We start from the raw sequence: 25,942 nt of genomic DNA on the forward strand, positions 1-25,942 counted from the left end.
CTTGCTCGCGAAGCGGCCGCTCAGACGACCCGATTCAGATCGTTATTGCGCGTTTCCTTCAAGCACAGCACCGCGATCAAGCTCAGGATCGCCGCCCCCGACACATACCCGCCTACCCAGCTCAACCCACCCATCGCCACCAGTTTCTGGGCGAAGAAGGGTGCGGCCGAAGCACCGACAATGCCCCCCAGGTTGTAAGCCGCCGAAGCGCCGGTATAGCGCACATGGGTCGGAAACAGCTCCGGCAGCAGCGCGCCCATCGGGGCGAAAGTCACCCCCATCAGGAACAGCTCAATGCACAGAAACAGTGCTACACCGGCGGTGGAGCCCTGGGTCAGCAGCGGTTCCATGGTGAAGCCGGACAGAATCGCCAGCACGCCGCCAACCACCAGCACCGGCTTGCGCCCGAAGCGGTCGCTGGCCCAGGCCGACAACGGGGTCGCCGCGGCCATGAACAGCACGGCAAAGCACAGCAGGCCGAGGAACGTCTCGCGGCTGTAACCCAGGGTGGCGACGCCGTAGCTCAGGGAAAACACCGTGGAGATGTAGAACAGCGCGTAGCACACCACCATCGAGGCGGCGCCCAGCAGCACCGGCATCCAGTATTGGCTGAAGAGTTCCACCAGCGGCATCTTCACCCGCTCCTGGCGCGCCACGGCGTTGGCGAACACCGGGGTTTCGTGCAGCTTCAGGCGCACGTAGAGCCCCACCATCACCAGCGCGGCGCTGAGCAGAAACGGAATGCGCCAGCCCCAGGCGCGGAACTGCTCGTCGTCCAGGCCCATGGCCAGGGCCAGGAACAGGCCGTTGGCGGCGAGAAAGCCGATGGAGGGGCCCAGTTGCGGGAACATGCCGAACCAGGCGCGTTTGCCAGCCGGGGCGTTTTCCGTGGCCAGCAGAGCGGCTCCGCCCCATTCACCGCCCAGTCCGAGGCCCTGGCCGAAGCGCAGCACGCAGAGCAGGATCGGTGCCCAGGCGCCGATGCTGTCATAGCCCGGCAACACGCCGATCAGGGTGGTGCAGACCCCCATCAGCAGCAGTGAAGCGACCAGGGTCGATTTGCGCCCGATGCGGTCGCCGAAATGGCCGAACAGCGCCGAACCCAGGGGGCGGGCGAGAAAGGCGATGCCGAAGGTCAAGAAGGCCGAGAGCATTTGCGCGGTGCCGGAGCTCTGGGGGAAGAACACCGGTCCGATCACCAGCGCGGCGGCGGTGGCGTAGACGTAGAAATCGTAGAACTCGATGGCGGTGCCGATAAAACTGGCGGTGGCCACCCGAGAGGCGGAGTTGCTCGGTTGGGCAGGCGCCGCGGTGCTGTAGGTGGTGCTGGTCGTCATGCGGATATCCCTGACAGTCTGTGCTCCTGTGGAGCGAATTATTATGGTCGAGCACCCAGGGATGTGGGTTTGGCGCGCTCGTCACTCGGGATGGGAGTGACGTCGAACGGTGGCGGGTGATGCCTGCAGGATCGTCTGCGGTGCGGGTAGCACGCGGATCTGCGGGGCTTGGGTAAGCAGCGCGATTATAGAAAGGCTGCTAACGATCCAACAAGGCCTGTGCTCGTTGCCGGGTTTGCGTCACTGCGCAAGGCCACGAGAGCCCGTTGCAGGCGGGACAGGGCGCCGGCATCAGCGCCTGTGGCGTATCGGCTGCGAGTCAGACCCGGGCGGGAACGCTGCTGGTGTGCCAGAGCAGCACGCGGCTGACGCGGTTTTCCTCGGTTTCGAGGATCTCCAGGCGGTAGCGGCCGATCTTCAGGCACACGGCGCTGTCGGGAATGGTTTCCAGGGCTTCGGTGACCAGGCCGTTGAGGGTCTTGGGGCCGTCGCTGGGCAGGTGCCAGCCCAGGCTCTTGTTCAGTTCGCGAATCGAGGCCGCGCCTTCCACCACATAACGCCCGTCGGCCTGCGGGTGGATGTGGGGGTTGTCCAGGCTGTGCTCGCTTTCGAACTCGCCGACGATTTCTTCGAGGATGTCTTCCAGGGTGACGATGCCCAGCACTTCGCCGTATTCGTCCACCACCATGCCCAGGCGCCGTTGCTGCTTGTGGAAGTTGAGCAGTTGCAGTTGCAGCGGGGTGCTTTCGGGGACGAAGTAGGGTTCGTGGCAGGCGGCCAGCAGGGCTTCCTTGGTCAGGCTGGCGTCGGGCAGCAGGTGGCGGATCTGCCGGGTGTTGAGCACCGCTTCGACCTGATTGATATCACTGTGGAATACCGGTAGCCGGGTGCGTTTGTTCAGGCGCAGTTGGGCGATGATCTCTTCGATCGGGTCGTCGAGGTTGATGCCCTGCACTTCGCTGCGGGGCACCAGGATGTCGTTGACGGTGATGTTGTCCAGGGCGTGGATGCCGGACAGGGCGTGGTGTTCCTGAGGCGCGGGCTCGTCGTCCAGCAGCGCCGGATCATCGTCGCTGTGCTTGACCGCGCTGGCCTTGGCGGCAAACGGGCGCAACAGCAGTTGGCCGATGGCGTTGAGCAGCCAGGCCAGGGGATAGACGAGCTTCATGGGGATCGCCAGCAGGCTGTTGCCGAAGCTCAGGGTGCCTTCCGGGTAGCGCAATGCCAGGGTGCGGGGCAGGTATTCGGCCAGTACCAGCAAGCCGCTGGTGCTGATCAGGCAGGCCAGCCAGGGGCCTTCTTCCGCCCAGTAGAACAGCGCCAGCAAGGTGCTGATGATCACCGCCAGGACCCGGCACAGGGTATTGCACAGGATCAGGCTTTCCTTGGGGAAGGCCAGTCGCGCTGTCGCTTTGTCCCCGGAGCGCGAGCCGTTGCGTTGGGTCAGCAGGTGTTGCTGGGCGGCGTCGATGGCGGTGAACAGGCCCGACCAGACGATCAGCAGGGCGATTACCGCGAGCATGGGCCCGGAGGGCAGGGAGTCGGTCATGGCCGGTCGTCAGATGTGCAGGATGTATTCACGAACCAGCTTGCTGCCGAAGTACGCCAGCATCAGCAGGCAGAAGCCTGCGAGGGTCCAGCGAATCGCCTTGTGCCCGCGCCAGCCCAGGCGGTTGCGCCCCCACAGCAGCACGCTGAACACCACCCAGGCCAGGCAGGCCAGCAAGGTCTTGTGCACCAGGTGCTGGGCGAACAGGTTTTCGACGAACAGCCAGCCGGAGATCAGCGACAGCGACAGCAGGGTCCAGCCGGCCCAGAGAAAGCCGAACAGCAGGCTTTCCATGGTCTGCAGGGGCGGGAAGTTCCTGATCAGGCCGGAAGGGTGCTTGTTCTTCAATTGGTGGTCCTGCACCAGCAGCAGCAACGACTGGAAGACCGCGATGGTGAACATGCCGTAGGCCAGGATCGACAACAGGATGTGGGCGAGAATCCCCGGCTCCTCATCGATCACCGGCACCGTGCCGGTGGGCACGAACTGCGCCAGCAGGGCCGTCAGGGCGCCCAGGGGAAATAACAGCACCAGCAGGTTTTCCACCGGAATCCGCCAGCAGGCCAGCAGGGTCAGGGCAATGACCGCTGCGGCGATCAGGCTGGCGGCGCTGAAGAAGTCCAGGCCCAGGCCCGCCGGAGTCAGCAGGTGGGTCAGCAGGCTGAGGCCATGGGCGAGCAGGGCCAGGATGCCCAGCGTAACCAGTAGGCGCTTGTTTGCCTTGGCGCCGGAGGCCAGGCGAGAGCCTTGATAGAAGGTCGCAGCGGCATAAAGGACGGCGGCGGCGAGGGTGGGTAGCAAGCTGGGTGACAAGGGGAGCATAAATCCTGTTAGGCAGGCCCGAAAGTCGCTGAGTTTGGCATAGAACCCACAGCCCTGAAAGACCACGCAAGCAGACGGCGAGGTGTCCGCCACGCACAGTCTTCGCTATAATCCGCGACCTGCCCACGCCGCAGGCTCATCGAGCACTTGTTTATTACGCTCTGGGCCGCCATTACCCCGGTCTACCTTGGGCCTGAAAGGATCGAGCATGTTTGAAAACCTAACCGACCGTCTCTCGCAGACGCTGCGCCATGTCACCGGCAAGGCCAAGCTGACCGAGGACAACATCAAAGACACCCTGCGCGAAGTGCGCATGGCGCTGCTCGAAGCCGACGTCGCGTTGCCGGTGGTCAAGGACTTCGTCAACTCGGTGAAGGAACGTGCGGTCGGCACCGAAGTGTCCCGCAGCCTGACCCCGGGCCAGGCCTTTGTGAAGATCGTCCAGGCCGAGCTGGAAAGCCTGATGGGCGCGGCCAACGAAGACTTGAACCTCAGCGCTGTGCCGCCAGCCGTGGTGCTGATGGCCGGTCTGCAGGGCGCGGGCAAGACCACCACCGCCGGCAAGCTTGCGCGCTTCCTCAAGGAACGCAAGAAGAAGAGCGTGATGGTGGTGTCCGCCGACGTTTACCGTCCGGCGGCGATCAAGCAGCTGGAGACCCTGGCCAACGACATCGGCGTGACCTTCTTCCCGTCGGACCTGAGCCAGAAGCCGGTGGCCATCGCCGAAGCGGCTATTAAGGAAGCAAAACTCAAGTTCATCGACGTGGTGATCGTCGACACCGCCGGTCGCCTGCACGTCGACAGCGAGATGATGGACGAGATCCAGGCGCTGCACGCGGCGATCAAACCGGTGGAAACCCTGTTCGTGGTCGACGCCATGACCGGCCAGGACGCCGCCAACACCGCCAAGGCCTTTGGTGATGCGCTGCCGCTGACCGGGGTGATCCTGACCAAGGTCGACGGCGACGCCCGTGGCGGTGCCGCGCTGTCGGTTCGCGCGATCACTGGCAAGCCGATCAAGTTCATCGGTATGGGCGAGAAGACCGAGGCCCTGGAACCGTTCCACCCTGAGCGTATCGCTTCGCGGATCCTGGGCATGGGCGACGTGCTCAGTCTGATCGAGCAGGCCGAGCAGACCCTCGACAAGGAAAAGGCCGACAAACTGGCCAAGAAGCTGAAGAAGGGCAAGGGCTTCGACCTCGAAGACTTCCGCGACCAGCTGCAACAAATGAAGAACATGGGTGGCCTGGGCGGCCTGATGGACAAGCTGCCGAGCATCGGCGGCGTCAATCTGGCGCAGATGGGCAACGCACAGAGCGCCGCTGAAAAGCAGTTCAAGCAGATGGAAGCCATCATCAACTCCATGACCCCGGCCGAGCGCCGCGACCCTGAGCTGATCAGCGGTTCGCGCAAGCGCCGGATCGCCATGGGTTCCGGTACCCAGGTGCAGGACATCGGTCGCTTGATCAAGCAGCACAAGCAGATGCAGAAGATGATGAAGAAGTTCTCCGCCAAGGGCGGGATGGCCAAGATGATGCGCGGCATGGGCGGAATGTTGCCCGGCGGCGGCATGCCGAAGATCTGAAGAATCCGCGCCGGCAGTCATGTCGGCGCATTTCCACGGGGACGTGGAATCCTGGGCAAACCCTCGATTGGGGCGCGCTCACTCGCTGCCGCTTGCGGCGGCTCCATAGCAAATCTGAGTGGCAGCCGATAGGCGCCGGAAAAAGTCATTTGCAAAAGTCCGGATATTCCTTAGAATATGCGGCCTTTCGGGCACCCATGCCCGCTGTGCATTTAGATTTGCAGCACCGACTACAGGAACGATGTTCACATGCTAACAATCCGTCTTGCCCTTGGCGGCTCCAAAAAGCGCCCGTTTTACCACTTGACCGTGACCGACAGCCGTAACCCACGTGACGGTTCGCACAAAGAACAAGTTGGCTTCTTCAACCCGATCGCTCGTGGTCAAGAAGTACGCCTGTCCGTGAACCAAGAGCGCGTAGCCTACTGGCTGAGCGTGGGTGCACAGCCTTCTGAGCGCGTTGCTCAGTTGCTGAAGGAATCGGCTAAGGCTGCAGCCTGAACCCTATGAACGCGACGCCAGCTCCTGCTGATGATTTGATCGTTATCGGCAAAATCTACTCTGTTCATGGCGTTCGCGGCGAAGTGAAGGTCTTTTCCTTTACTGATCCGATTAAAAACCTGTTGGACTACAAAACCTGGACGCTCAAGCGCGAAGGTAGCGTGAAACAGGTTGAGCTGGTCAGCGGACGCGGGAACGACAAGTTCCTGGTCGCAAAGCTCAAGGGTCTTGATGATCGCGAAGAAGCTCGTCTTCTGGCCGGTTACGAGATCTGCGTGCCGCGCAGCCTGTTCCCTGAACTGACCGACGGCGAGTACTACTGGTACCAGCTGCAAGGTCTCAAGGTTATCGACACCCTCGGGCAACTGCTCGGGCAGATCGATCACCTGCTGGAGACCGGCTCGAACGATGTAATGGTGGTCAAGCCTTGCGCTGGCAGCCTGGATGATCGCGAACGCCTGTTGCCCTATACCGAGCAATGCGTGTTGGCCGTCGACCTGGCAGCGGGTGAGATGAAGGTGGAATGGGACGCGGATTTCTAAGCGTGGCTAACTTGCGCGTAGAAGTGATCAGTCTGTTTCCCGAGATGTTTTCCGCCATCAGCGAGTACGGCATAACCAGCCGCGCGGTGAAACAGGGGCTGTTGCAGCTGACCTGTTGGAATCCGCGAGACTACACCACGGATCGACATCACACTGTGGACGATCGCCCGTTTGGCGGTGGTCCGGGCATGGTGATGAAGATCAAGCCCCTGGAGGATGCACTGGTTCAGGCCAGAAACGCAGCCGGGGAGGGTGCGAAGGTGATCTACCTGTCGCCCCAAGGCCGTCAACTGAATCAGTCGGCGGTGCGCGAGTTGGCGAATGAGGATGCATTGATCCTGATTGCTGGTCGTTATGAAGGCATTGACGAGCGGTTTATTGAAGCTCATGTCGATGAAGAGTGGTCGATTGGCGACTATGTACTCTCCGGTGGCGAGCTGCCGGCGATGGTCCTGATTGATGCGGTTACGCGACTGCTGCCCGGAGCTTTAGGGCATGTGGATTCCGCGGAGGAAGATTCCTTCACGGACGGTCTGCTGGATTGCCCGCACTACACCCGACCGGAGGTGTATGCGGATCAGCGTGTTCCCGACGTATTGCTAAGTGGCAATCACGCACACATCCGGCGTTGGCGTTTACAGCAGTCCCTTGGTCGGACCTATGAACGACGCGCCGATCTTCTGGAAAGCCGCTCGCTTTCTGGAGAAGAGAAGAAGCTGCTCGAGGAATATCTCCGCGAGCGGGACGATAGTTAACAACGTATCGATGGTAGATCCGACGATTTACCTTAGGAGCACAGCATGACCAACAAAATCATCCTTGCACTCGAAGCAGAGCAGATGACCAAAGAGATCCCAGCCTTTGCCCCGGGCGACACCATTGTCGTTCAGGTGAAAGTGAAGGAAGGCGATCGTTCCCGTCTGCAGGCGTTCGAAGGCGTAGTTATCGCCAAGCGCAACCGCGGTGTGAACAGCGCGTTCACCGTACGTAAAATCTCCAACGGTGTTGGCGTAGAGCGTACTTTCCAGACCTACTCCCCGCAGATCGACAGCATGGCTGTCAAGCGTCGCGGTGACGTGCGTAAAGCCAAGCTGTACTACCTGCGCGACCTGTCGGGTAAAGCAGCTCGCATCAAGGAAAAACTGGCTTAAGTCCAGCTTCCGATGCAGAAAAAAGCAGCCTACGGGCTGCTTTTTTGTTGCCTGTCATTTAATCCCCGGAGCGGTTGAGCAGGACGCAGACCGTATTGGCGATCCGCTCCAGCAGGACCTCGTCGTAAGGCAGCCAGGGCAGCGCCGCCAATTTGCCACTTTGCCCCGCCAGGGCCACTTCCACCGGTGCCCCATTGCGCGTCACGCGCCCGCTGACCAGATGCACCGCATAGTCGCCGACCCGGACATGACGTCCCTCCAGCGACACCAGCCCCTCCTCGATCAGTGTGGCGAAGGCCATGCCCAGTACGTGGCGGCGCATCAGCGTCATCTGGGTGAGATTCTGCCCAGCCAACAGATTCAGGCGTTGTTCACGCCTGGCTACCGGCATCTGCGGCAGGGGCTGGCCGGTGGCGCTCTGTGCCAGTTCCTCGATGGCGAAACTGCTGACGCTGACCAGCAGGTCGATGGCCCGGCAGGCCTCTGAAAACACCTGGGGCGGCACATCTTGAAGCTGCATCGGCTGCCAATGTCGGTCGGTGCGCCGGGCAAAGCTTGTGCTGCCCGACAGGCAGTGCCCCTCCAGGCCCGGATACAGCGCCGTGTTCACGGCGAAGCTCACCCGGACATCGCCCAGGCATCGGTTCAGACCACCGTCCCTGTCGATCTTCCAGCCTTCGCGGCGGGCCAGGCCGATCAGTGGGCGGATGGACAGGCTGTAGCCGGCGAATGCCTGGCAGTGGTGGCTTTCCAGCTCTGGCGGGGACGGCAGGTAGTACTCGCGAAACACCTGGCGCAGCGGCTGTTTGATCCGGCGTTGGCTGATCAGCTTTTGCCAGGCGTGGCGCTCCTCGGCGCTGGCCGACAGTGGGTGCCACAGCGAAATCCTGCTCCCGGCCTCCAGGTCCAGCGGCTGGCCCCAGGGATCCATCGCTTGCGCGTTCGCATCCAGCAGGAAGCTGCGGCGTTGGCCATGGTCGCAGTGGGCAACCCAAATCAATGAGCGGGTAAAGGGCGAGCCCACGGCGGAGTTGGCCAGTTGCGCTCGCCAGTCGCGCAAAGGCAGCTCGAAGGCTTGCCACAGTCCGGATTCCAGGCAGTTGGCCAGAAGCCCGTGCTGGGCCTTGCCCGGCGTGCTGGTAGGGGCCAGGCGCAGGGCGATCTCGGGGCGTTGGGCCAGGCCGCGTTCGGCAGGCTTGAGGTTGCGCGCGAGTTTTTTCTGGATGCCGGCATGGCGCACCAGGCTCAGGGCGCTGCGCAGTGCCTGCACGCTTTCCGGGGTTGGCACCTGCTCGATGCAGTGCCCCAGGGCAATGGCCAGGGACTGCGATGGCGCGGTCTTGGCCTGGGTCGGGGCGACACAGGCCTTGGGCAGCAAAATGTCCATCAGCGGTGGCAGCCAGGGGGCATCGCGCAGCAGGGCGACCCGCGCGGCGCGGGCGATCACCGGCGTGTCATCGGTGGTAAAGGCGCCATCGGCCACATAGGGCGTGGCGCCGCTGTGAATCGCGTCCAGGCGCTGGGCCGCCGTGTTGAGAATCTGCTGTGAGAATTCGACGTATGCCGCGTCATCCATCAACACCCTGGCCGGATCGGCGCTCAGGTGATGATGGCCAGTCCAGTACTCGCTACCGGCCAGGGCCTGCTGTGAGCGCGGCTCCAGTTGCCCAAGCAGTTCGAACTCCTGCCGGGCGTAGGGCGAATTCCCATGGTGCTGTTCCACCCAGCGTTGCAGCGCCCCACGGGCTTCTTCATCCACCCATTGCGTCAGCATGTACGCCTGGGGGTAATTCGCCGCCCACTGTGCGCCGGGTTCCGCGAGGATCCTGCGCAGCTCCGCGGCCAGGGCGGCGCTCGGTGTGCCGCTGAAACAGGCCAGTTGCTCCAGCGCTTCCGGCCAGGTCAGGCAACTGCGCAACGCCTCCAGCAGGGCGCTGTGATCGAGGGCCGGGCTCAGTTCCAGTTCCGCGGCCTGTTGCACGATCGCGGTCGCCAGCTGCTGCGCCGCCGGGTTGCCAGGGGCGCGCAGGGCCCGGCGGATGTCCGGCCACAGGCTGCCCAGTTGAGCGGGTGTCAGAGGGCTGATGTCGAGCGGCGGGCCGATGAAGTCTGGATGATCCACTCGGTCGGCATTCAGGCGTTGTTGCAGGTGCGTGACGAGTGAAGGCGTGAGCGGGGCATCCATGGCGGCGGGTCTCCTTTGACAGTGCGCGGATCATCGCATTTTTTCTCGCCGCCGTTGGCCTCAGTCCCCTGGCGGGTTCTTTCGGCCCCTGGCGGGCGGCGATATACTCGCCGGCCCAATAAAGTGTGATCGCCCACGCCGTGCAACCCGCATGGACGCCCAGGGCGCGTGACACCCTCCCGGCGCTCCTGACCTGACGTTATCCACAGGCAGGCGGCCCCCGATTGTTTCCCTCAAGCCTTTGGTCGCTGCCCGACAGCGCTCATCGGCATTCCATGCCCGCAGCGTGCCCATGCGCGGATCTATTCATTCAGGCAGTAATTCGATGACCCCTCGTGAGCAAGAAATCCAGCGTCGTACCGAACTCTCGGTGACCCGCGTGACCAAGGCGGTATTCCCGTCCACCACCAACCATCACAACACCCTGTTCGGCGGCACGGCCCTGGCCTGGATGGATGAGGTTTCGTTCATTGCGGCCACGCGTTTCTGTCGCTTGCCGCTGGTGACGGTGTCCACCGACCGCATTGATTTCAAGCACCCGATTGCCGCCGGTTCGATCGTCGAGTTGGTCGGGCGAGTGGTGAAGGTGGGCAACACCAGCCTCAAGGTCGAAGTCGAGGTGTTTGTCGAAAGCATGAGCTGCGATGGGCGGGAAAAAGCCATCCATGGCCTGTTCAGCTTTGTCGCCATCGATGATGAAAAGCGCCCGGTGCCGGTGCTTCCGGGGTTTGCGGCGTAGGAGGCGGCTTGCCGGCGAGCACGCTATCGGGGCTATTCGCCGGCAGCCGGTTCCTACTGGGGCTGGTTACGGGGACTCGGGCTGGATCAGCGCCAGCAGGGTCCAGCCCGGTGCCGGCTTGAGGTCGCTCTCCGGGGTGACTACGTGCACCCAGCCGTTGCTGTCGCGGGCGAACAGCAGGGTGGCGCGTTCGCCGTGCAGGGCTTGGTAGTCATCCCAGCCGAAGGCCTCGGTCAGGTGCGTGCTGTACAGCTCCGCGCCCTGGCCCAGCAGGCTGGCCAGCTTGGTGTAGCTCAGGGCCTCGCTGCCCAGTAGCTGGCCTCGGTGTTCGTGACTGGCGCGGTGTTTGTCGGTGCGCCGGCTTTCCTGGCTGTTGGCCAGGGCGAACAGGCGCTGATGACCGAAGTCATGACGAAAGCGCATGGCCGCCAGGGTGTTGAGCTCGCCGGAAGGCGAGAGCGCCAGCAGATGCCCCAGGCCCACCAGGTCCAGGTGCGCGTCGGCATGTTGCGAGGCCGGGTTGCCGAAGTAGGTCGGCAGGCCTTCCATGCGTGCTGTGCGGATGTTCTCCCAGCTGGAGTCGGTCAGCAGCACCCGGCTGCCCAGTTGCTGCAGGGCCTTGCCCAGGGTGCGGGCCGGACCGTTGGCCCCGACGATCAGAAAGCCGCTGGGCGCCGGTTCGGCGACGTTCAACAGGCGCGCCAGAGGGCGAGCGGTGGCGCTTTGCAGGACCACGGTGCCGATGATCACGGCGAAGGTCAGCGGCACCAGCAGCAGCGCGCCCTGATGACCGGCTTCGTCCAGGCGGATGGCGAAGATGGCCGACACCGCGGCGGCGACAATCCCCCGTGGGGCAATCCACGCCAGCAACGCCCGCTCGCGCCAGTTGAGGCTGGAGCCGGCGGTGGACAGCAGCACGTTCAGCGGGCGGGCGATGAACTGGATCACCAGCAGCAGGATCAGCACCAGCGGGCCCAGGGCGATCAGCGCCTTGAGGTCCAGGCGCGCTGCCAGCAGGATGAACAGCCCGGAGATCAGCAGCACGCTGAGGTTCTCCTTGAAGTGCAGGATGTGCCGCACGTCCACGCCCTTCATGTTGGCCATCCACATGCCCATCAGGGTCACCGCCAGCAGCCCGGATTCGTGCATCACCTGGTTGGAGGCAATGAAGATCCCCAGTACCCCGGCCAGGCTTGCCAGGTTGTGCAGGTATTCCGGCAGCCACTGGCGCCGCATGATGCTGCCCAGGACCCAGCCGCCGACAATGCCGAACAGGCTGCCGCACAGAATCACGCCGCCGAAGGTCAGCAAGCTGTGGCTCAGGCCATCGCCGGCGGCACTGGCGATGATGAAGCTGTAGACCACCACCGCCAGCAGGGCGCCGATGGGATCGATGACGATGCCTTCCCAGCGCAGGATGTTGGCGATCGAGGCCTTGGGGCGCACCACCCGCAGCATGGGCACGATCACCGTCGGTCCGGTGACCAGGGTCAGGGTGCCGAACAGCAGGGCCAGCATCCAGTCGAAGCCCAGCAGCCAATGGGTGGCCAGGGTGATCACCGCCCAGGTGGACAGCGCGCCGAGGGTGACCAGGCGATGGACCACACTGCCGATCTCGCGCCATTCCGAGAGGTGCAGGGTCAGGCTGCCTTCGAACAGGATCAGCGCCACCGCCAGCGACACCAGGGGCATCAGCAGCGGGCCGAACATTTCCTGCGGGTCGAGCCAGCCGAGCACGGGGCCGGCCAGGATGCCGCTGAGCAGCAGGAACAGAATGGCCGGCAGCTTCAGCCTCCAGGCCAGCCATTGGCAGCCCAGTGCCGCCACGCCGATGCCGCCGAAGGCCAGCAGAATCTGTTGTTCGCTCATCAATGCACCCTGTTCCTTGAAATGGCTGGCTATGAAAGACTAGCGACCCTCCGTGCAGTTCACTATTTTTTTACCCGCAGCCCCTGGGCCGCGCCTTTCGAGTCTTTATGCCCGCCATCGACCACCCTCTGATCGACCGTTTTCTCGATGCCCTGTGGTTGGAGAAAGGCTTGTCCGACAATACCCGCGACGCTTACCGCAGCGATCTGGCGCTGTTCAACGGCTGGCTGCAGGAGCAGGGGCTGGAGCTGCCGCGAGCCGGTCGCGAGTTGATCCTCGATCACCTGGCCTGGCGCGTGGAGCAGGCCTACAAGCCCCGTTCGACGGCGCGGTTTCTCTCCGGCATGCGCGGGTTCTATCGCTATCTGCTCAGGGAGAAGCTGATTGAAGTCGATCCGACCCTGCGGATCGACATGCCGCAACTGGGGCGGCCGTTGCCCAAGTCGCTGTCGGAAGCGGATGTCGAGGCGCTGCTGGCCGCCCCGGACCTGAGCGAGGCCATCGGCCAGCGCGACCGCGCCATGCTTGAAGTGCTCTATGCCTGCGGGTTGCGGGTCACCGAGCTGATCAGCCTGACCCTGGAGCAGGTCAACCTGCGTCAGGGCGTGTTGCGGGTCATGGGCAAGGGCAGCAAGGAGCGCCTGGTGCCCATGGGCGAGGAGGCGATTGTCTGGGTCGAGCGCTATATGCGCGATGGCCGTGCCGAGTTGCTGGGCGGGCGGCCCAGCGATGTGCTGTTTCCCAGCCAGCGCGGCGAGCAGATGACCCGACAGACCTTCTGGCACCGGATCAAGCACCAGGCCAAGGTCGCCGGGATCGGCAAGGCGCTGTCGCCCCATACCCTGCGCCATGCGTTTGCAACACACCTGCTCAATCACGGTGCCGATTTGCGGGTGGTACAGATGCTGCTGGGGCACAGCGACCTGTCCACCACCCAGATCTACACCCACGTGGCGCGCGCGCGGCTGCAGGATCTGCACGCCAAACATCATCCAAGGGGCTGAATGGGCGTCCGTGCGGCGCTTTGCGTCGCCCGTAGTCGGTGCCGGCAAACAGATGTGATAGGCTTTGCCGGTTTGCAAAAAGGGTGTTTGCCCGCGTTTGGTCCCGACCAGCCTTGGCGTTTGCCCATTTGCCCGCCTTCAGGAGTTCCCATGCGTTTGACCCAGATTATTGCCGCCGCCTCCCTGGCGCTGCTCAGCACCTTCGCCGTGGCCGATGACAGTGCCGAGAAAGCCATCCGCAAGAGCCTCGAGACGCTGCAGCTCGAAGTGCCGGTGGAAAGCATCACCGCCAGCCCCCTGGCGGGCCTGTATGAGGTCAAGCTCAAGGGCAGTCGCGTGCTCTACGCCAGCGCCGACGGCCAGTTCGTGGTTCAGGGCTATCTGTTCCAGCTCAAGGACGGCAAGCCGGTGAATCTCACGGAAAAAACCGAGCGCCTGGGCATTTCCAAGTTGATCAACGGCATTCCGGTCGCAGAAACTGTGGTCTATCCGGCCATTGGCGAAACCAAGACCCACATCACCGTATTTACCGACACCACCTGCCCCTACTGCCACAAGCTGCACGCGGAAATCCCGGCGCTGAACAAGCAGGGTGTGGAAGTGCGCTACGTGGCCTTCCCGCGCCAGGGCCTGGGCTCGCCGGGTGACGAACAGCTGCAGGCGGTCTGGTGCTCGGCGGACAAGAAAGCCGCGATGGACAAGATGGTCGACGGCAAGGAAATCAAGGCCGCCAAGTGCGATAACCCGGTGTCCAAGCAGTTCGCCTTGGGTCAGTCGATCGGCGTCAATGGCACGCCGGCCATCGTTCTGGCCGATGGCCAGGTAATTCCCGGCTACCAGCCGGCACCACAGATCGCCAAACTGGCGCTGGGTGCGAAATAATCCTGCATCGTCACGCTAGCCTTTGACGATCATGCCCCTCTGCGTGTAGCTGGAGGGGCATTAATAGAGAGCCGCGCTGTTTGCGGCTGTTTTCCACGGCCGGCCTTGAGTCGGCCGTTTTATGGGGAGTTCAGAGTGAATCCGGTCAAAGTAGGCATCTGTGGGCTGGGTACTGTCGGTGGCGGTACCCTAAACGTACTTCAGCGTAACGCCGAGGAGATTGCCCGCCGTGCCGGGCGTGGAATCGAAGTAGCGCAAATTGCTACCCGTACGCCAAAGCCGCAGTTCCAAACGACCGGTATTTCGATTACCAACGATGTATTCGCCGTGGCCACCAACCCCGAGATCGATATCGTTATCGAGCTGGTGGGCGGCTACACCGTGGCCCGCGAGCTGGTGCTCAAGGCCATCGAGAACGGCAAGCACGTGGTCACCGCGAACAAGGCGCTGATCGCCGTGCACGGTAACGAAATCTTCGCCAAGGCCCAGGAGAAGGGCGTGATCGTGGCCTTCGAAGCGGCCGTGGCCGGTGGCATCCCGGTGATCAAGGCGATCCGCGAAGGGCTGTCGGCCAACCGCATCAACTGGCTGGCGGGGATCATCAACGGCACCGGCAACTTCATCCTCTCGGAAATGCGCGAGAAGGGCCGCACCTTCGAAGACGTGCTGGCTGAAGCCCAGGCCCTGGGTTATGCCGAAGCCGATCCGACCTTCGACGTCGAAGGCATCGACGCCGCGCACAAGCTGACCATCCTGGCGTCCATCGCCTTTGGTATCCCGCTGCAGTTCGACAAGGCCTACACCGAAGGCATCACCAAGCTGACCACCGCCGACGTGAACTACGCCGAAGCCCTGGGCTACCGCATCAAGCACCTGGGTGTGGCGCGCCGCACCGAGGCTGGCATCGAGCTGCGGGTGCACCCGACCCTGATCCCGGCCGATCGCCTGATCGCCAACGTCAACGGCGTGATGAACGCGGTCATGGTCAATGGCGACGCTGCCGGTTCGACCCTGTTCTACGGCGCCGGCGCCGGCATGGAGCCGACCGCTTCCTCGGTGGTGGCCGACCTGGTGGACGTGGTTCGCGCCATGACCAGCGACCCGGAAAACCGCGTGCCGCACCTGGCCTTCCAGCCGGACTCCCTGTCTGATCACCCGATCCTGCCGATCGAGTCCTGCGAAAGCGCCTACTACCTGCGCATCCAGGCCAAGGATCACCCGGGCGTACTGGCCCAGGTGGCGAGCATTCTTTCCGAGCGTGGCATCAACATCGAATCGATCATGCAGAAGGAAGTGGAAGAGCAGGACGGCCTGGTGCCGATGATCCTGCTGACCCACCGCGTTCTGGAGCAGCACATCAACGATGCGATTACCGCGCTGGAGGCCCTGCAGGGCGTCGTAGGCCCAGTGGTCCGTATCCGCGTCGAACATCTCAATTGAAGCAGCGGCAAGCTTCAAGTTCCAAGCGGCAAGCCAGAAGCGCAACTGCTCTGACTTGTCGCCTGTAGCTTGCAACTTGCAGCTCAAACCGAAGGTTTGTCCCCATGCGCTATATCAGTACTCGTGGCCAGGCACCGGCCCTGAATTTCGAAGATGTGCTGCTGGCCGGTCTGGCCAGCGACGGCGGTCTCTACGTACCGGAGAACCTGCCACGTTTCACCCAGGAAGAAATCGCTTCCTGGGCCGGCCTGCCGTACCACGAGCTGGCGTTCCGGGTCATGCGCCCGTTCGTCACCGGCAGCATTCCGGATGCCGACTTCAAGAAGATCCTCGAAGAAACCTACGGGGCGTTCTCCCACAACGCCATTGCGCCGCTGCGTCAGCTCAACGGCAACGAGTGGGTGCTGGAGCTGTTTCACGGCCCGACCCTGGCGTTCAAGGACTTCGCCCTGCAACTGCTGGGTCGCCTGCTGGACTACGTGCTGGAGAAGCGCGGCGAGCGCGTGGTGATCATCGGCGCCACCTCCGGTGACACCGGTTCGGCGGCCATCGAAGGCTGCAAGCGTTGCGACAACGTCGACATCTTCATCCTGCATCCGCACAACCGGGTATCGGAAGTGCAGCGCCGGCAGATGACCACCATCCTCGGCGAGAACATCCACAACATCGCCATCGAAGGCAACTTCGACGACTGCCAGGAGATGGTCAAGGCCAGCTTCGCCGACCAGGGCTTCCTCAAGGGCACGCGCCTGGTGGCGGTGAACTCGATCAACTGGGCGCGGATCATGGCCCAGATCGTCTACTACTTCCACGCGGCCCTGCAGTTGGGCGGTCCGGCGCGCTCCATCGCGTTCTCGGTGCCCACCGGCAACTTCGGCGACATCTTCGCCGGCTACCTGGCGCGCAACATGGGCCTGCCGATCAGCCAGCTGATCGTCGCCACCAACCGCAACGACATCCTGCACCGCTTCATGAGCGGCAATCAGTACGTCAAGGAAACCCTGCACGCGACCCTGTCGCCGTCCATGGACATCATGGTGTCGTCGAACTTCGAACGCCTGCTGTTCGACCTGCACGGTCGCAACGGTGCGGCCCTGGCTGCGCTGATGGACAGCTTCAAGCAAGGCGGCGGTTTCAGCGTCGAACAGGACCGCTGGACCGAAGCGCGCAAGCTGTTCGATTCCCTGGCGGTGAACGACGAGCAGACCTGCGAAACCATCGCCGAAGTCTTCGCCCAGACCGGCGAAGTGCTGGACCCGCACACCGCGATCGGCGTCAAGGCCGCCCGTGAATGCCGTCGCAGCCTGGACACGCCGATGGTGGTCCTGGGCACCGCGCACCCGGTCAAGTTCCCGGATGCCGTGGAGAAGGCCGGTGTCGGCAAGGCCCTGGAGCTGCCGGCGCACCTGTCCGACCTGTTCCAGCGTGAAGAACGCTGCACGGTCCTGGCCAACGACCTGAAAGCGGTGCAGGCTTTCGTCAGCCAGCACGGCAATCGTGGCAAGCCGCTCTGACCGGATGGTCTTGTCGTCCACGAAGCCCGTCTCCTGACGGGCTTTGTTTTTTCTCGCACCTGTTGCATGAGCTTGGCCCGGCTGGGGCAGGGAGGCACGGATGAGCAACCGCCAAACCCATTGCATGTCACTTGCCTTGTGGCGGCTTGTCGGGGGCCTGCTGGCCTGCCTGTTCTGTGGCGCGTTGCTGGCGGCTGCGACGAAGAATCTACCCTTCAAGCTGGTGCCGGCTTTCGTTGACCTTGAACCCCTGGCCCTGGCACCTGCCGAACGCCAGTGGCTGGCGACGCATAAGACGCTGAGGGTCGGCATCGCCATCGATGATTACCAGCCCATTGATATCACCCGGGACCGCAATCGCTATCAAGGAATCAGCGCCGACTACCTGGCGCTGGTGGGCGAGCGGTTGGGTGTCACGATGGAGGTCCTGGGGTTTTCCGAGCGAGAGCAGGCGATTGAAGCGCTGCGCAACGGCAGTATCGATGTCCTGACCAGTGCCAATGGCTATGAGCGCGGTGTCTCGGGGCTGCGTTTCACCAGTGACTACATGCCTGACAGGGCGGTAGTGGTGGTGCGTCGTGACGGGGTGAGCTCCAGCGATGACCTGGCCGGCAAGAAACTGGTGTTATTGGATGGCTATGCCAACGCCGAGCAGGTTCATGCGGCGTATCCGAACAGTCAGATCATGCTCTCGCCGAACCTCTACAGCGGCTTGGAGGCATTGAATCAGGGCGATGCCGACGCCTTCATCGGCAATGAGATCATCGTCCGCGCCTACCAGGCCCTGCGCCCTTATCTGGCGGTGCGGATTCAGGATGAAAGCCGCCTGCCGCCGACGGGCTTTGCCTTTGCCACGCGGGATGACAACGTGCTGCTGGCGGGCATGCTGGAGCAGGCGCTGCAGAGCATCGACGAGTCCCTGCAGCGGGAAATACAGGCCCGTTGGACCACCGGGCTGGGGGCGAATATCTCGGGTGAGCGCATCGAACTCAGCGCCGAGGAGCAGGCCTGGATTCTCCAGCACCCGCATGTGATGGTCGCGTCCCAGCAGTATCCGCCCCATGTGTTCAAGGACAAGGAGGGGCGCTGGGCTGGCCTGAACATCGATTTGCTCAACCGCATCTCGCGCATGACCGGTCTGCATTTTGTGCACAAGGAGAGCCTTACCACGGCGCAGACCCTGGAGCTGCTGGAAAGCGGGCAGGCGCAGATGAACTCGACCCTCACGGCCAGTGAGGATCGGCGACTGTTCCTGAATTTTTCCCATGCCTTTGGTGGTGCCGCCTGGGTTTTTGTCGTGCGCCCCGAGGATCGGCGCCTGAGCAGCCTGGAACAGTTGGCAGGCGAGGTACTGGCGCTGCCGGCCCGGCACACCCTTGAGAGCTACATTCGCCGCAACTACCCCGATATCCGCTTGCGCAGTGTCGCCAGCGATGAAGAGGCGCGGGCCCTGGTGAGTAGTGGCGAGGCCCGGGCAACCATTCAGAATGAGGTCCAGGTTCAGGCGCTGGGGGCGGCCGATGACGGATTGCGGGTCGGACGCAGTGTCGAAGGCACCTGGTCGGCTGACGAGTTTTCCGTGCGCAAGGATCAGCCCGAACTGCTGAGCATCTTGAACAAGTCGCTGGAGGCGCTGCCGGTGGCGGAGCTCAGTGCCATTCGCCTCAAGTGGCTGGGAGCCACGCCGGTGCCGATGCCGGCCTGGCAGCGTGTGCCGACCTGGGTCTACTGGGCCATTGCCACGGCGCTGCTGTTCGGGCTGGCCTCCCTGGCCTGGAGCAGTCGGCTCAAGCGCCAGATTCAGCAGCGATTGCAGGCCGAGCAACGACTCAATGATCAGTTGGTGTTCATGCGTGCTCTGCTCGACGGTATTCCCAATCCGATCTTTGTCCGAGACCTGGAAGGGCGCCTGATCACTTGCAACAAGAGTTACGAGCAGCAGTTGGGGACGAGCCTGGAGCTGATTCGCGGACGACAACTGACCGAGCTGGACCTGTTGCCTGCGGCCACCGCTCGCCAGTTGCATGGCGAGATCATGCAATTGCTGGCCAGCGAGGCGTCGGTGTTCGCCGATCGGCAGGTGGAGACGCGCAATGGTTCGATTCACGCCTATCAATGGACAGTGCCCTTCTATAGCGCCGACGGGCTCCTGCAAGGCTTGCTGGGCGGCTGGATCGATATCACCGAGCGCAAGCGCCTGGAGAATCAGCTGGTGGAGGCGCGTCAGGCGGCCGATCAGGCCAATGCCGCGAAAAGCGCATTTCTGTCCACCATGAGCCATGAGATCCGCACGCCCATGACGGCCATCGTCGGCTTGCTTGAGCTGGAAAAGGAGCAGGCCAGGGTCAGGGGCGCGCCCTTCTCCGAGGCCTTGCGGGTGGCCTATCGCTCCGCCCAGGAGTTGATCAGCCTGATGGGGGACAGCCTTGATCTGGCCAAGATCGAAGCCGGCCACATGCAGTTGGTGCCACAGGTCACCGCCCTCAAGCCGTTTTTCGAGAGTGTTCGGCAGTTGTTCGAGGTGACGGCGCGTAATCAGGGGGTGCATTTACGGTTGGTGTTCAACGCAGAGGCCCAGGGCCGTTATTTCTTCGACCCGCTGCGCTTGCGCCAGGTCCTGCACAACCTGTTGAGCAACGCCCTGAAGTTCACCGCGGAAGGTGAGGTGCGGGTGACGGTCGAGCGTCAGCCCGACGAGTCCGGTATCGAGTGCCTGCGCATCAGTGTTGCGGACACCGGCCCGGGTATCAGTGCCGAGCAGCAAGCGAACATTTTCACGCCTTTTGTTCAGGCCGACGCCATGACCTCCTCGACGTATGGCGGTACCGGGCTGGGTCTGAGCATTTGTCGGCAGCTGATCGAGTTGATGGGCGGGCGCATTCACCTGTCGAGCGAACCGGGTGCGGGAACCGTGGTCACCCTCGAGCTGTATCCGGAACGGGTCAGCGACGATCTCGAGCCTCAGGCGTCACCGTCTGCCGAGCGCCCGCCGAGTCGCAGCATCGAGGTGCTGGTGGTGGATGACTTGAGCGCCAATCGGATGGTCCTGAGCCAGCAGTTGATGTTTCTCGGACACCGGGTCGTGGCCTGTGACAATGCCCAGGAGGCGCTGCAGCAGTGGCGTTCCGGGGCCTTTGACGTACTGATGACCGATTGCAACATGCCGCAGATGAGCGGCTATGCACTGACCGAGGCCATCCGCCGGATCGAGGCGCAAGAGGGGCGTCGGCGCTGTCCGGTGATCGGTTGTACCGCCAATGCTTTCGAAGACGAGCGAGAGCGCTGCGAGCGTGCCGGCATGGATCAATTGCTGGTCAAGCCGGTGACCCTGGATCAATTGGCTCAGTCCCTCGCGCGTTTCCTGCCGTCACCGTCATTCAATATCCAGACCTTGCGCGGGATGACTCAGGCCGATGAACCGGTGCTGCAGCGCATGTTGCAGGAGTTGTTGCGTAATCTCGACGAGGAGCAGCAGGCGCTGGAGGCGGCCCTGGCGGCGCAGGATTGGCGGGGCCTGGGAGGCACCTTGCACCGTCTCAAGGGGGTGTGTTGCCTGATTGACGCCTTGCCCCTGGCCAAGGTCTGTATCGCGTTGGAAGAGGTGGTCAAGGGGCAGCAGGCGCAGGCGCTGGCCAGTCATTGGCCGGAGTTGCGAGACGTTATCGGGATCTTGCGTAGCGACATTCAGGCGGCTCTGGACGAATAAGACTTGTCCTATGTGTGGTTAGGAAATATCTGACTACCGTGTCGGCTCGTAGTGGACTGTTTCACTTGCGCCGTCTCGGAGGTTGCCCCCCATGAATACGCTTAACGTGCTGATTCTCGAAGATAACTCGTTCCAGTTGATGGCCTTGCACCAGATGCTCAACGCCAATGGCGTTTTCAACGTGCTGGCTGCCGAGAACGTGGCATCCGCGCGGCGTTCGCTGGACAGCAAGGGGCCGGTGGATATCGCCATCTGCGATCTGTACCTGGAGCAGGCTGACGGCCTGGAACTGATCCGTGATCTGGCCCGGCACCAGCAGGCCAAGGCCCTGATCATTCTCAGCGACGCGGAGCCGGATGTGCTTGAGGGCGCGTCCGGCATGGCCCGTGAATTGGGCCTGAAAGTGCTCGCATGCCTGCCAAAACCGGCGTCGGCCGCGGTGATTGGCGACTTGCTCTGTGCCTATCAGTTGCACTCCAGGGCCGATGGCCCCGAGCTGAATCAGACACTGCTCCGGGACTTGCTGGGCCTTGAACCCTTTGTTCGCGAACCTGTGACCACGGACGAGGGGCTGGCGGCGGTGCTGGGTTGTGGCGTGGCGCACTTTCAGCCCGTCATCCACCAGCAGGGCGGGTTGCAGGGTGTCGAGGCACTGGCCCGCTGGCAGCATCCCGAGCGGGGCTTGCTGATGCCGGGCGAGTTTCTTCCCCTGATCGAGTTCGCCGGCCTGCAAGAACTCTTCACCTGGCACATGCTGGAGCAGGCACTTGAGCTGGTGGCCGGAGTGAAGCTGGTGCTGGGCTACTGGCTGCCGATTGCGGTGAACATTCCCACCGGCATCCTTGAGCGGCCGCTGTTCCCTCGGCAGTTGGAAGCCTTGCTGAGGCGCTTCGAAGTCCCGGCGCGGATGTTGACCCTGGAGCTGGTCGACACCACCCAATTGCAAACCGATAGCGCCCATGTCGAGGCACTGTTGCGCCTGCGGATGCTGGGCTGCAAGTTGTCCATTGGCGATTTCGGTACCGGGGGCACCAGTCTGCAGCGCCTGCTGGAGCTGCCTTTCACCGAGCTGAAGATCCCTCCGGTGTTTGTTGCAGGCATGGCGGCCGATGAACGCAAGCTGGCACTGGTCGGTGGCGCCACGAGCATGGCTCGGCGCATGTCCCTGGCGGTGGTGGTGACGGGCATCGAGAGTGAGGCCGACTGTTTGGCGGCCAGGGCGTTGGGGGCGGTTCATCTGCAGGGTTGTTTTATCGCGCCACCGATGAGCGCCGCCGAGTTGCGCCAATGGCTGGTCGAAACTTCAGGAGCGGGATGCAATGGGCCGGGCGAGCAGTTGGCCGGTTTGTGTGCCTAGGACAGCCCATGTTCCTGAACGTAGATGTACAGCGCCGCTTCGCTGGAAAGACCCAGTTTGCGCATGGCGCTGACTTTCTGTGCGCTGACGGTCTGTTTGCTGCGGTTGAGCCGGGTGGCAATTTCCCCCACGGCATGGCCGGCGGCCAGCAGGCGGATCACTTCCAGCTCCCGGGGGGACAACTGGTCCTTGGACACCAGGCGATCCGGGCCCACTTCGCCGGCAAGGCTCAGGGCCCGGCTGATGGCCTGGGCGACATAGCGTTTGTGCTGTCGTGCCCGGGCAATGGCGGACGGCAACTCATCGGCCAGGCTGGCCTTGCTCAGCAGGCCCATCACGCCGAGGTCGAGGATCGAGCGGAACAGTCCGGCGTGGTTGAGCATGGTCACCACCACGATGGGCAGATCGGGATGATGCCGGCGCAGTTGTTCGATCAGGCGCAGGCCGTCGTTCTGTTGCTCCTCGGGCATCATGAAATCCGTTACCAGCACATCGCATTCCGTGTCCTGCAGCAACTGGACGAGGGCGGAGGGGGATCGGGCTTCACCGACGATCATCAAGCTGTCGTTTTGCTCCAGCACGGCACGCAGGCCGATCAGGAAGATCGGGTGGTCGTCGGCAAGGATGATGCGCAATCTGTGGTTCGACATTGCTTTCAAAGCTTGGGCTCCAATGCAACGGCGGCGTGGGTTGCGCCTGGTTGGCCGTTTTATATCTGTCATGTTACCCGTGCATGCTCGATTGACTCAGGTCGGCAGCAGTAGGCGTGGCGAACTTTCTTCTCTGAGCGATGGTCACTTGAATGTCAGAAAGCTACCGGCATTTTTGTTTTCGAACCTCTAATTCGAGCTATTGAGTGGTGATCTAGATGGAAAGTATCAGTCTTTTATTGAGTGAGTCGTTGAGTCCCTACCAGGTCACGCTGATGCCCTGTGGCGCCCACGGTGAATGCCTGGTGAGGCTGAAGAATACCGCTGGTGCGATTGTCGTGGAGCGTGAGGTCAATCAGGCCCAGCTCACCGACAAGCGCCTGCTGACCGATGTGGTCGATGGGCTGCACCGTGATGTGTTGATCGCTGAAGGGCGGCTGGAGCCTTGCGTGATCGCAGCCTTGCGCCACGCCGCCGAAGGCAAGGTGTTCGATCAGCACCGCTGATGCAAATTTTTACGGAACCTTCCGCCAGTCGTATCAGTCAGACTCAGTATCAGCAGGATCAGGCATTGTGCTCCGGTGCTTGCAGCCGGCTGATACCGGTCGTCAAAGACCGCGTTTAACCCCGAGTCGTCTCCCCACTTCTCGGGGTTTCTTTTTGCCCGGGATTTGTCAGTGGTCGTGCAGGTCCTGGAAGTAGGCGCGGGCGTCGGCGCGGTATTCGTCGCGCATTCCGGGGTCCAGCCAGGCGGCATACAGCTCCACCAGTTGCTCTTCGCGCAGCTTGAGCAGGGCCTGGTTGATCTGGGTGATGGCCTGCCTGCCCTGTGGGGTGTCGGAGCAGCCGACGTGGATTTCCTGATACTTGCTGGTGCCTTCGATCGGATAGAACTCCAGATCCTGCGGGTCGATACCCTGCTGCATGGCCTGATAGCGGATTTCCGGCCAGTAGCCCAGGAGCAGTTGCAGGCGGCCCAGGCGCTGCATCTGCAGCAGGCTGCCCAGGGCGTCGTTGCCATAGTGGGCGCGAATCTGCTGCGGCGACACTTGCTGTAGCAGGTTGTCGAGCTGTTGCCCGTAGCTGCGCTCGGCCACCACGCCAATCAGTTCTTTGCCGCTCTCGAGCAGGCCATGCAGGTCGACCTTGCCGTCATGCAGGAAGTGCGCGAGTTGTTCGCGGTCGGCGCGGCGGATCGCCAGGCCATTGCTCAATACGCGAAAGCTGGTGATGGAGTAGGCGACCCACTGCGCGCGCTCCTTGCTCCAGATCAGCGCCGGGTCGCAGGTGAAGCTGGGCTCGCGCAGCATCTGCATGCCTCGGGCGCGATTGACCCGGACCAGCTCGTGCTGGTACTCGGGCAGGCTGGCGATCAGTTGTGGCATCAGCAGGTCGATGACGCCGCGGCCTTTCTGCTGGCCTTCGAACACATTCAAGGGGGGCAGGTCGCGCAGCAGCCAGGTGAGCATTTCCCCGGCGTGGCCGGGTGGGCAGGGCAGCCACAGCAGGCACACCGCGAGCGCCGTCGTCAGTCGGCCAAGGCCGGGCTTCGAGCGTCGATGTGCCGGTTGTGGAGCGTCGGTGTGAGACGGCTGTTTCAGGTTAGATTGCCCCAGAGTTGCGCAAGTGCTGGATCTGCTCGCTGCTGTAGCCCAGGCCCTCCAGGACCTGTGCCGAATGTTCGCCCAGTTCGGGGCCGATCCAGTCCGCGGAGCCGGGCGTCTCAGAGAGTTTCGGCACGATGCCGGGCATCTTGAAGGCCTTGCCGTCCGGCAGCTTGGCCTGGAGGAACATTTCCCGGGCCAGAAATTGCGGATCGTTGAACATGTCTTCGGCGCTGAAGATCCGGCTGGCCGGGACTTCGGCCTGGTTCAGTTGCTCCAGCACCCGTTCCAGGGGCAGGGACGCCACCCAGCGATCGATCACCCCGTACAGTTCGTCGCGGCGAGTGTCGCGTCCGTCGTTGCTGGCCAGCGCGGGATCGTTGGCCAGGTCGTCGCGGCCGATGAGGTGCATGAAGCGCTTGAAGATCGCGTCGCCGTTGGCGCCGATCTGCACGTGCCTGCCGTCGGCGCTGGTGTGGATCGACGACGGGGTGATGCCGGGCATGATGTTGCCGCTGCGCTCGCGGATAAAGCCGAACACGTCGAACTCCGGAACCATGCTCTCCATCATGGCGAAGATCGCCTCGTACAGCGCCACGTCCACCACTTGCCCCTGGCCGCCGTTGACCTCGCGATGACGCAGGGCCATCAGGGCGCCGATCACGCCCCACAGAGCGGCGATGGAGTCGCCGATGGAGATTCCGGTGCGCACCGGCGGGCGGTCCTCGAAGCCGGTGATGTAGCGCAGGCCACCCATGGATTCGCCCACGGCGCCGAAGCCCGGCTGGTCCTTCATCGGTCCGGTCTGGCCGAAGCCGGACAGGCGCACCATCACCAGTTTCGGGTTCAGGGCGTGCAGCACGTCCCAGCCTAGGCCGAGCTTCTCCAGCACGCCGGGGCGGAAGTTCTCGATCAGGATGTCCGCTTCGCCCAGCAGTTGCTTGAGCACCGCCAGGCCTTCGGGGTGCTTGAGGTTCAGGGTCAGGGATTTCTTGTTGCGCGCCTGGACGAACCACCACAGCGAAGTGCCTTCATACAGCTTGCGCCACTTGCGCAACGGATCGCCGCCGTCCGGGGATTCGACCTTGATCACCTCTGCACCGAACTCGGCGCAGATGCGCGAGGCGAAGGGGCCGGCGATCAGGGTGCCGAGTTCGATCACTTTCAATCCGGCGAGGGGCTTGCTGAGACTGTTCATGGGGCATCCGCTGGGCAGGAAAATCCGCCTAGCCTAGACCATTGGTCGTGATTAAGTCAGCGTCCGGCGCCGGCCCGCGTTGATTATTTCCGGGTGGCTGCGCAGACAATTGTGCTTCTCATTCCCTTTGGTGACAGGTTTAATGACGCCTTTCGAGAGAACGCGCTTGCAAAGGACGCAATCTGGTCTATGTCCGTGACGGAGCCTGTGCTCTTGCCGGAACGGTAAGTCTGATAAATCTCGTTACAAATACTCGATCAAAAACTTACATGTGATGAATTGAACTCCTTACATGTGATGCTCTAGT

21 protein-coding genes are annotated in these 25,942 nt (G+C 63.0%); 13 read left to right on the forward strand and 8 right to left on the reverse strand.

Annotated elements, in window-relative coordinates:
* Positions 1–20 precede the first annotated feature (20 nt).
* The 3 genes from POS17_RS05420 to POS17_RS05430 form a co-directional block, all read right to left on the reverse strand.
* Positions 21–1,337, reverse strand: coding sequence for an MFS transporter (locus POS17_RS05420; protein WP_060837685.1), 1,317 nt, complete (start codon positions 1,335–1,337; stop codon positions 21–23).
* Between the two features lie 319 nt (positions 1,338–1,656).
* Positions 1,657–2,886, reverse strand: a complete 1,230-nt coding sequence (locus POS17_RS05425; protein ID WP_060837686.1) for an HlyC/CorC family transporter — start codon at positions 2,884–2,886, stop codon at positions 1,657–1,659.
* Between the two features lie 9 nt (positions 2,887–2,895).
* Positions 2,896–3,708, reverse strand: a complete 813-nt coding sequence (locus tag POS17_RS05430; RefSeq protein WP_060837687.1) for a cytochrome C assembly family protein — start codon at positions 3,706–3,708, stop codon at positions 2,896–2,898.
* Between the two features lie 208 nt (positions 3,709–3,916).
* Here POS17_RS05430 and ffh point away from each other — a divergent pair, with 208 nt between their 5' ends.
* The 5 genes from ffh (at position 3,917) to rplS (ending at position 7,487) form a co-directional block, all read left to right on the forward strand.
* Complete coding sequence (gene ffh, locus POS17_RS05435; RefSeq protein WP_060837688.1) at positions 3,917–5,293, forward strand: signal recognition particle protein; 1,377 nt, start codon at positions 3,917–3,919, stop codon at positions 5,291–5,293.
* Positions 5,294–5,542: 249 nt separating this feature from the next.
* Complete coding sequence (gene rpsP / locus POS17_RS05440) at positions 5,543–5,794, forward strand: 30S ribosomal protein S16 (protein WP_007927680.1); 252 nt, start codon at positions 5,543–5,545, stop codon at positions 5,792–5,794.
* A gap of 5 nt (positions 5,795–5,799) precedes the next feature.
* Positions 5,800–6,336 (forward strand): ribosome maturation factor RimM, encoded by a 537-nt coding sequence (gene rimM, locus POS17_RS05445; RefSeq protein WP_016967527.1) that lies wholly within the window; start codon positions 5,800–5,802, stop codon positions 6,334–6,336.
* Positions 6,318–7,091, forward strand: coding sequence for a tRNA (guanosine(37)-N1)-methyltransferase TrmD (gene trmD / locus POS17_RS05450; protein WP_016967526.1), 774 nt, complete (start codon positions 6,318–6,320; stop codon positions 7,089–7,091). Before rimM ends, trmD begins: the two co-directional genes overlap by 19 nt.
* Before the next feature lie 45 nt (positions 7,092–7,136).
* Positions 7,137–7,487 carry a 50S ribosomal protein L19 gene (rplS, locus tag POS17_RS05455; RefSeq protein WP_009047143.1) on the forward strand — a complete coding sequence of 117 codons (351 nt, stop codon included), beginning with the start codon at positions 7,137–7,139 and terminating at the stop codon, positions 7,485–7,487.
* A 58-nt stretch (positions 7,488–7,545) separates the two neighbouring features.
* Here the strand turns inward: rplS and POS17_RS05460 are convergent, their stop codons facing one another.
* A complete protein-coding gene (locus POS17_RS05460; protein ID WP_060837689.1) occupies positions 7,546–9,672 on the reverse strand; it encodes a DUF4132 domain-containing protein in 2,127 nt (708 codons plus the stop codon).
* A gap of 325 nt (positions 9,673–9,997) precedes the next feature.
* On the opposite strand from POS17_RS05460, the gene POS17_RS05465 reads away from it, so the two are divergent.
* Positions 9,998–10,411 carry an acyl-CoA thioesterase gene (locus POS17_RS05465; RefSeq protein WP_060837690.1) on the forward strand — a complete coding sequence of 138 codons (414 nt, stop codon included), beginning with the start codon at positions 9,998–10,000 and terminating at the stop codon, positions 10,409–10,411.
* Positions 10,412–10,477: 66 nt separating this feature from the next.
* On the opposite strand, the gene POS17_RS05470 is transcribed toward POS17_RS05465, so the two are convergent.
* Positions 10,478–12,280, reverse strand: a complete 1,803-nt coding sequence (locus POS17_RS05470; RefSeq protein WP_060837691.1) for a cation:proton antiporter — start codon at positions 12,278–12,280, stop codon at positions 10,478–10,480.
* Between the two features lie 107 nt (positions 12,281–12,387).
* On the opposite strand from POS17_RS05470, the gene xerD reads away from it, so the two are divergent.
* From xerD to POS17_RS05500, 6 genes are all read left to right on the forward strand, one after another.
* Entirely contained in the window at positions 12,388–13,284 is an 897-nt protein-coding gene (xerD, locus tag POS17_RS05475) for a site-specific tyrosine recombinase XerD (protein WP_060837692.1), read from the forward strand.
* 150 nt (positions 13,285–13,434) lie between these two features.
* Entirely contained in the window at positions 13,435–14,166 is a 732-nt protein-coding gene (locus tag POS17_RS05480) for a thioredoxin fold domain-containing protein (protein WP_060837693.1), read from the forward strand.
* 135 nt (positions 14,167–14,301) lie between these two features.
* On the forward strand, positions 14,302–15,606 hold the full coding sequence (locus POS17_RS05485) for a homoserine dehydrogenase (protein WP_060837694.1): 1,305 nt from the start codon (positions 14,302–14,304) through the stop codon (positions 15,604–15,606).
* Between the two features lie 104 nt (positions 15,607–15,710).
* Positions 15,711–17,120, forward strand: coding sequence for a threonine synthase (gene thrC, locus POS17_RS05490; protein ID WP_011059452.1), 1,410 nt, complete (start codon positions 15,711–15,713; stop codon positions 17,118–17,120).
* Between the two features lie 100 nt (positions 17,121–17,220).
* Positions 17,221–20,826, forward strand: coding sequence for an ATP-binding protein (locus POS17_RS05495; protein WP_060837695.1), 3,606 nt, complete (start codon positions 17,221–17,223; stop codon positions 20,824–20,826).
* Positions 20,827–20,917: 91 nt separating this feature from the next.
* Positions 20,918–22,183 carry an EAL domain-containing response regulator gene (locus POS17_RS05500; protein WP_060837696.1) on the forward strand — a complete coding sequence of 422 codons (1,266 nt, stop codon included), beginning with the start codon at positions 20,918–20,920 and terminating at the stop codon, positions 22,181–22,183.
* Here the strand turns inward: POS17_RS05500 and POS17_RS05505 are convergent.
* On the reverse strand, positions 22,180–22,833 hold the full coding sequence (locus tag POS17_RS05505; RefSeq protein ID WP_173655887.1) for a response regulator transcription factor: 654 nt from the start codon (positions 22,831–22,833) through the stop codon (positions 22,180–22,182). The genes POS17_RS05500 and POS17_RS05505 overlap by 4 nt on opposite strands.
* Before the next feature lie 218 nt (positions 22,834–23,051).
* On the opposite strand from POS17_RS05505, the gene POS17_RS05510 reads away from it, so the two are divergent.
* The gene (locus tag POS17_RS05510; protein WP_060837698.1) at positions 23,052–23,339 is read left to right on the forward strand and encodes a DUF3509 domain-containing protein; all 288 of its coding nucleotides are present in this window, start codon (positions 23,052–23,054) and stop codon (positions 23,337–23,339) included.
* Between the two features lie 168 nt (positions 23,340–23,507).
* Here POS17_RS05510 and POS17_RS05515 read toward each other — a convergent pair whose 3' ends face one another.
* Together POS17_RS05515 and POS17_RS05520 are read right to left on the reverse strand one after the other, a co-directional pair.
* Positions 23,508–24,365, reverse strand: coding sequence for a TIGR02285 family protein (locus POS17_RS05515; protein ID WP_442963166.1), 858 nt, complete (start codon positions 24,363–24,365; stop codon positions 23,508–23,510).
* 70 nt (positions 24,366–24,435) lie between these two features.
* Positions 24,436–25,635 carry a CaiB/BaiF CoA transferase family protein gene (locus POS17_RS05520; RefSeq protein ID WP_060837699.1) on the reverse strand — a complete coding sequence of 400 codons (1,200 nt, stop codon included), beginning with the start codon at positions 25,633–25,635 and terminating at the stop codon, positions 24,436–24,438.
* Positions 25,636–25,942 lie beyond the last annotated feature (307 nt).

The organism is Pseudomonas sp. Os17, assembly GCF_001547895.1.
In the GTDB taxonomy this organism is placed as follows: Bacteria; Pseudomonadota; Gammaproteobacteria; order Pseudomonadales; family Pseudomonadaceae; genus Aquipseudomonas.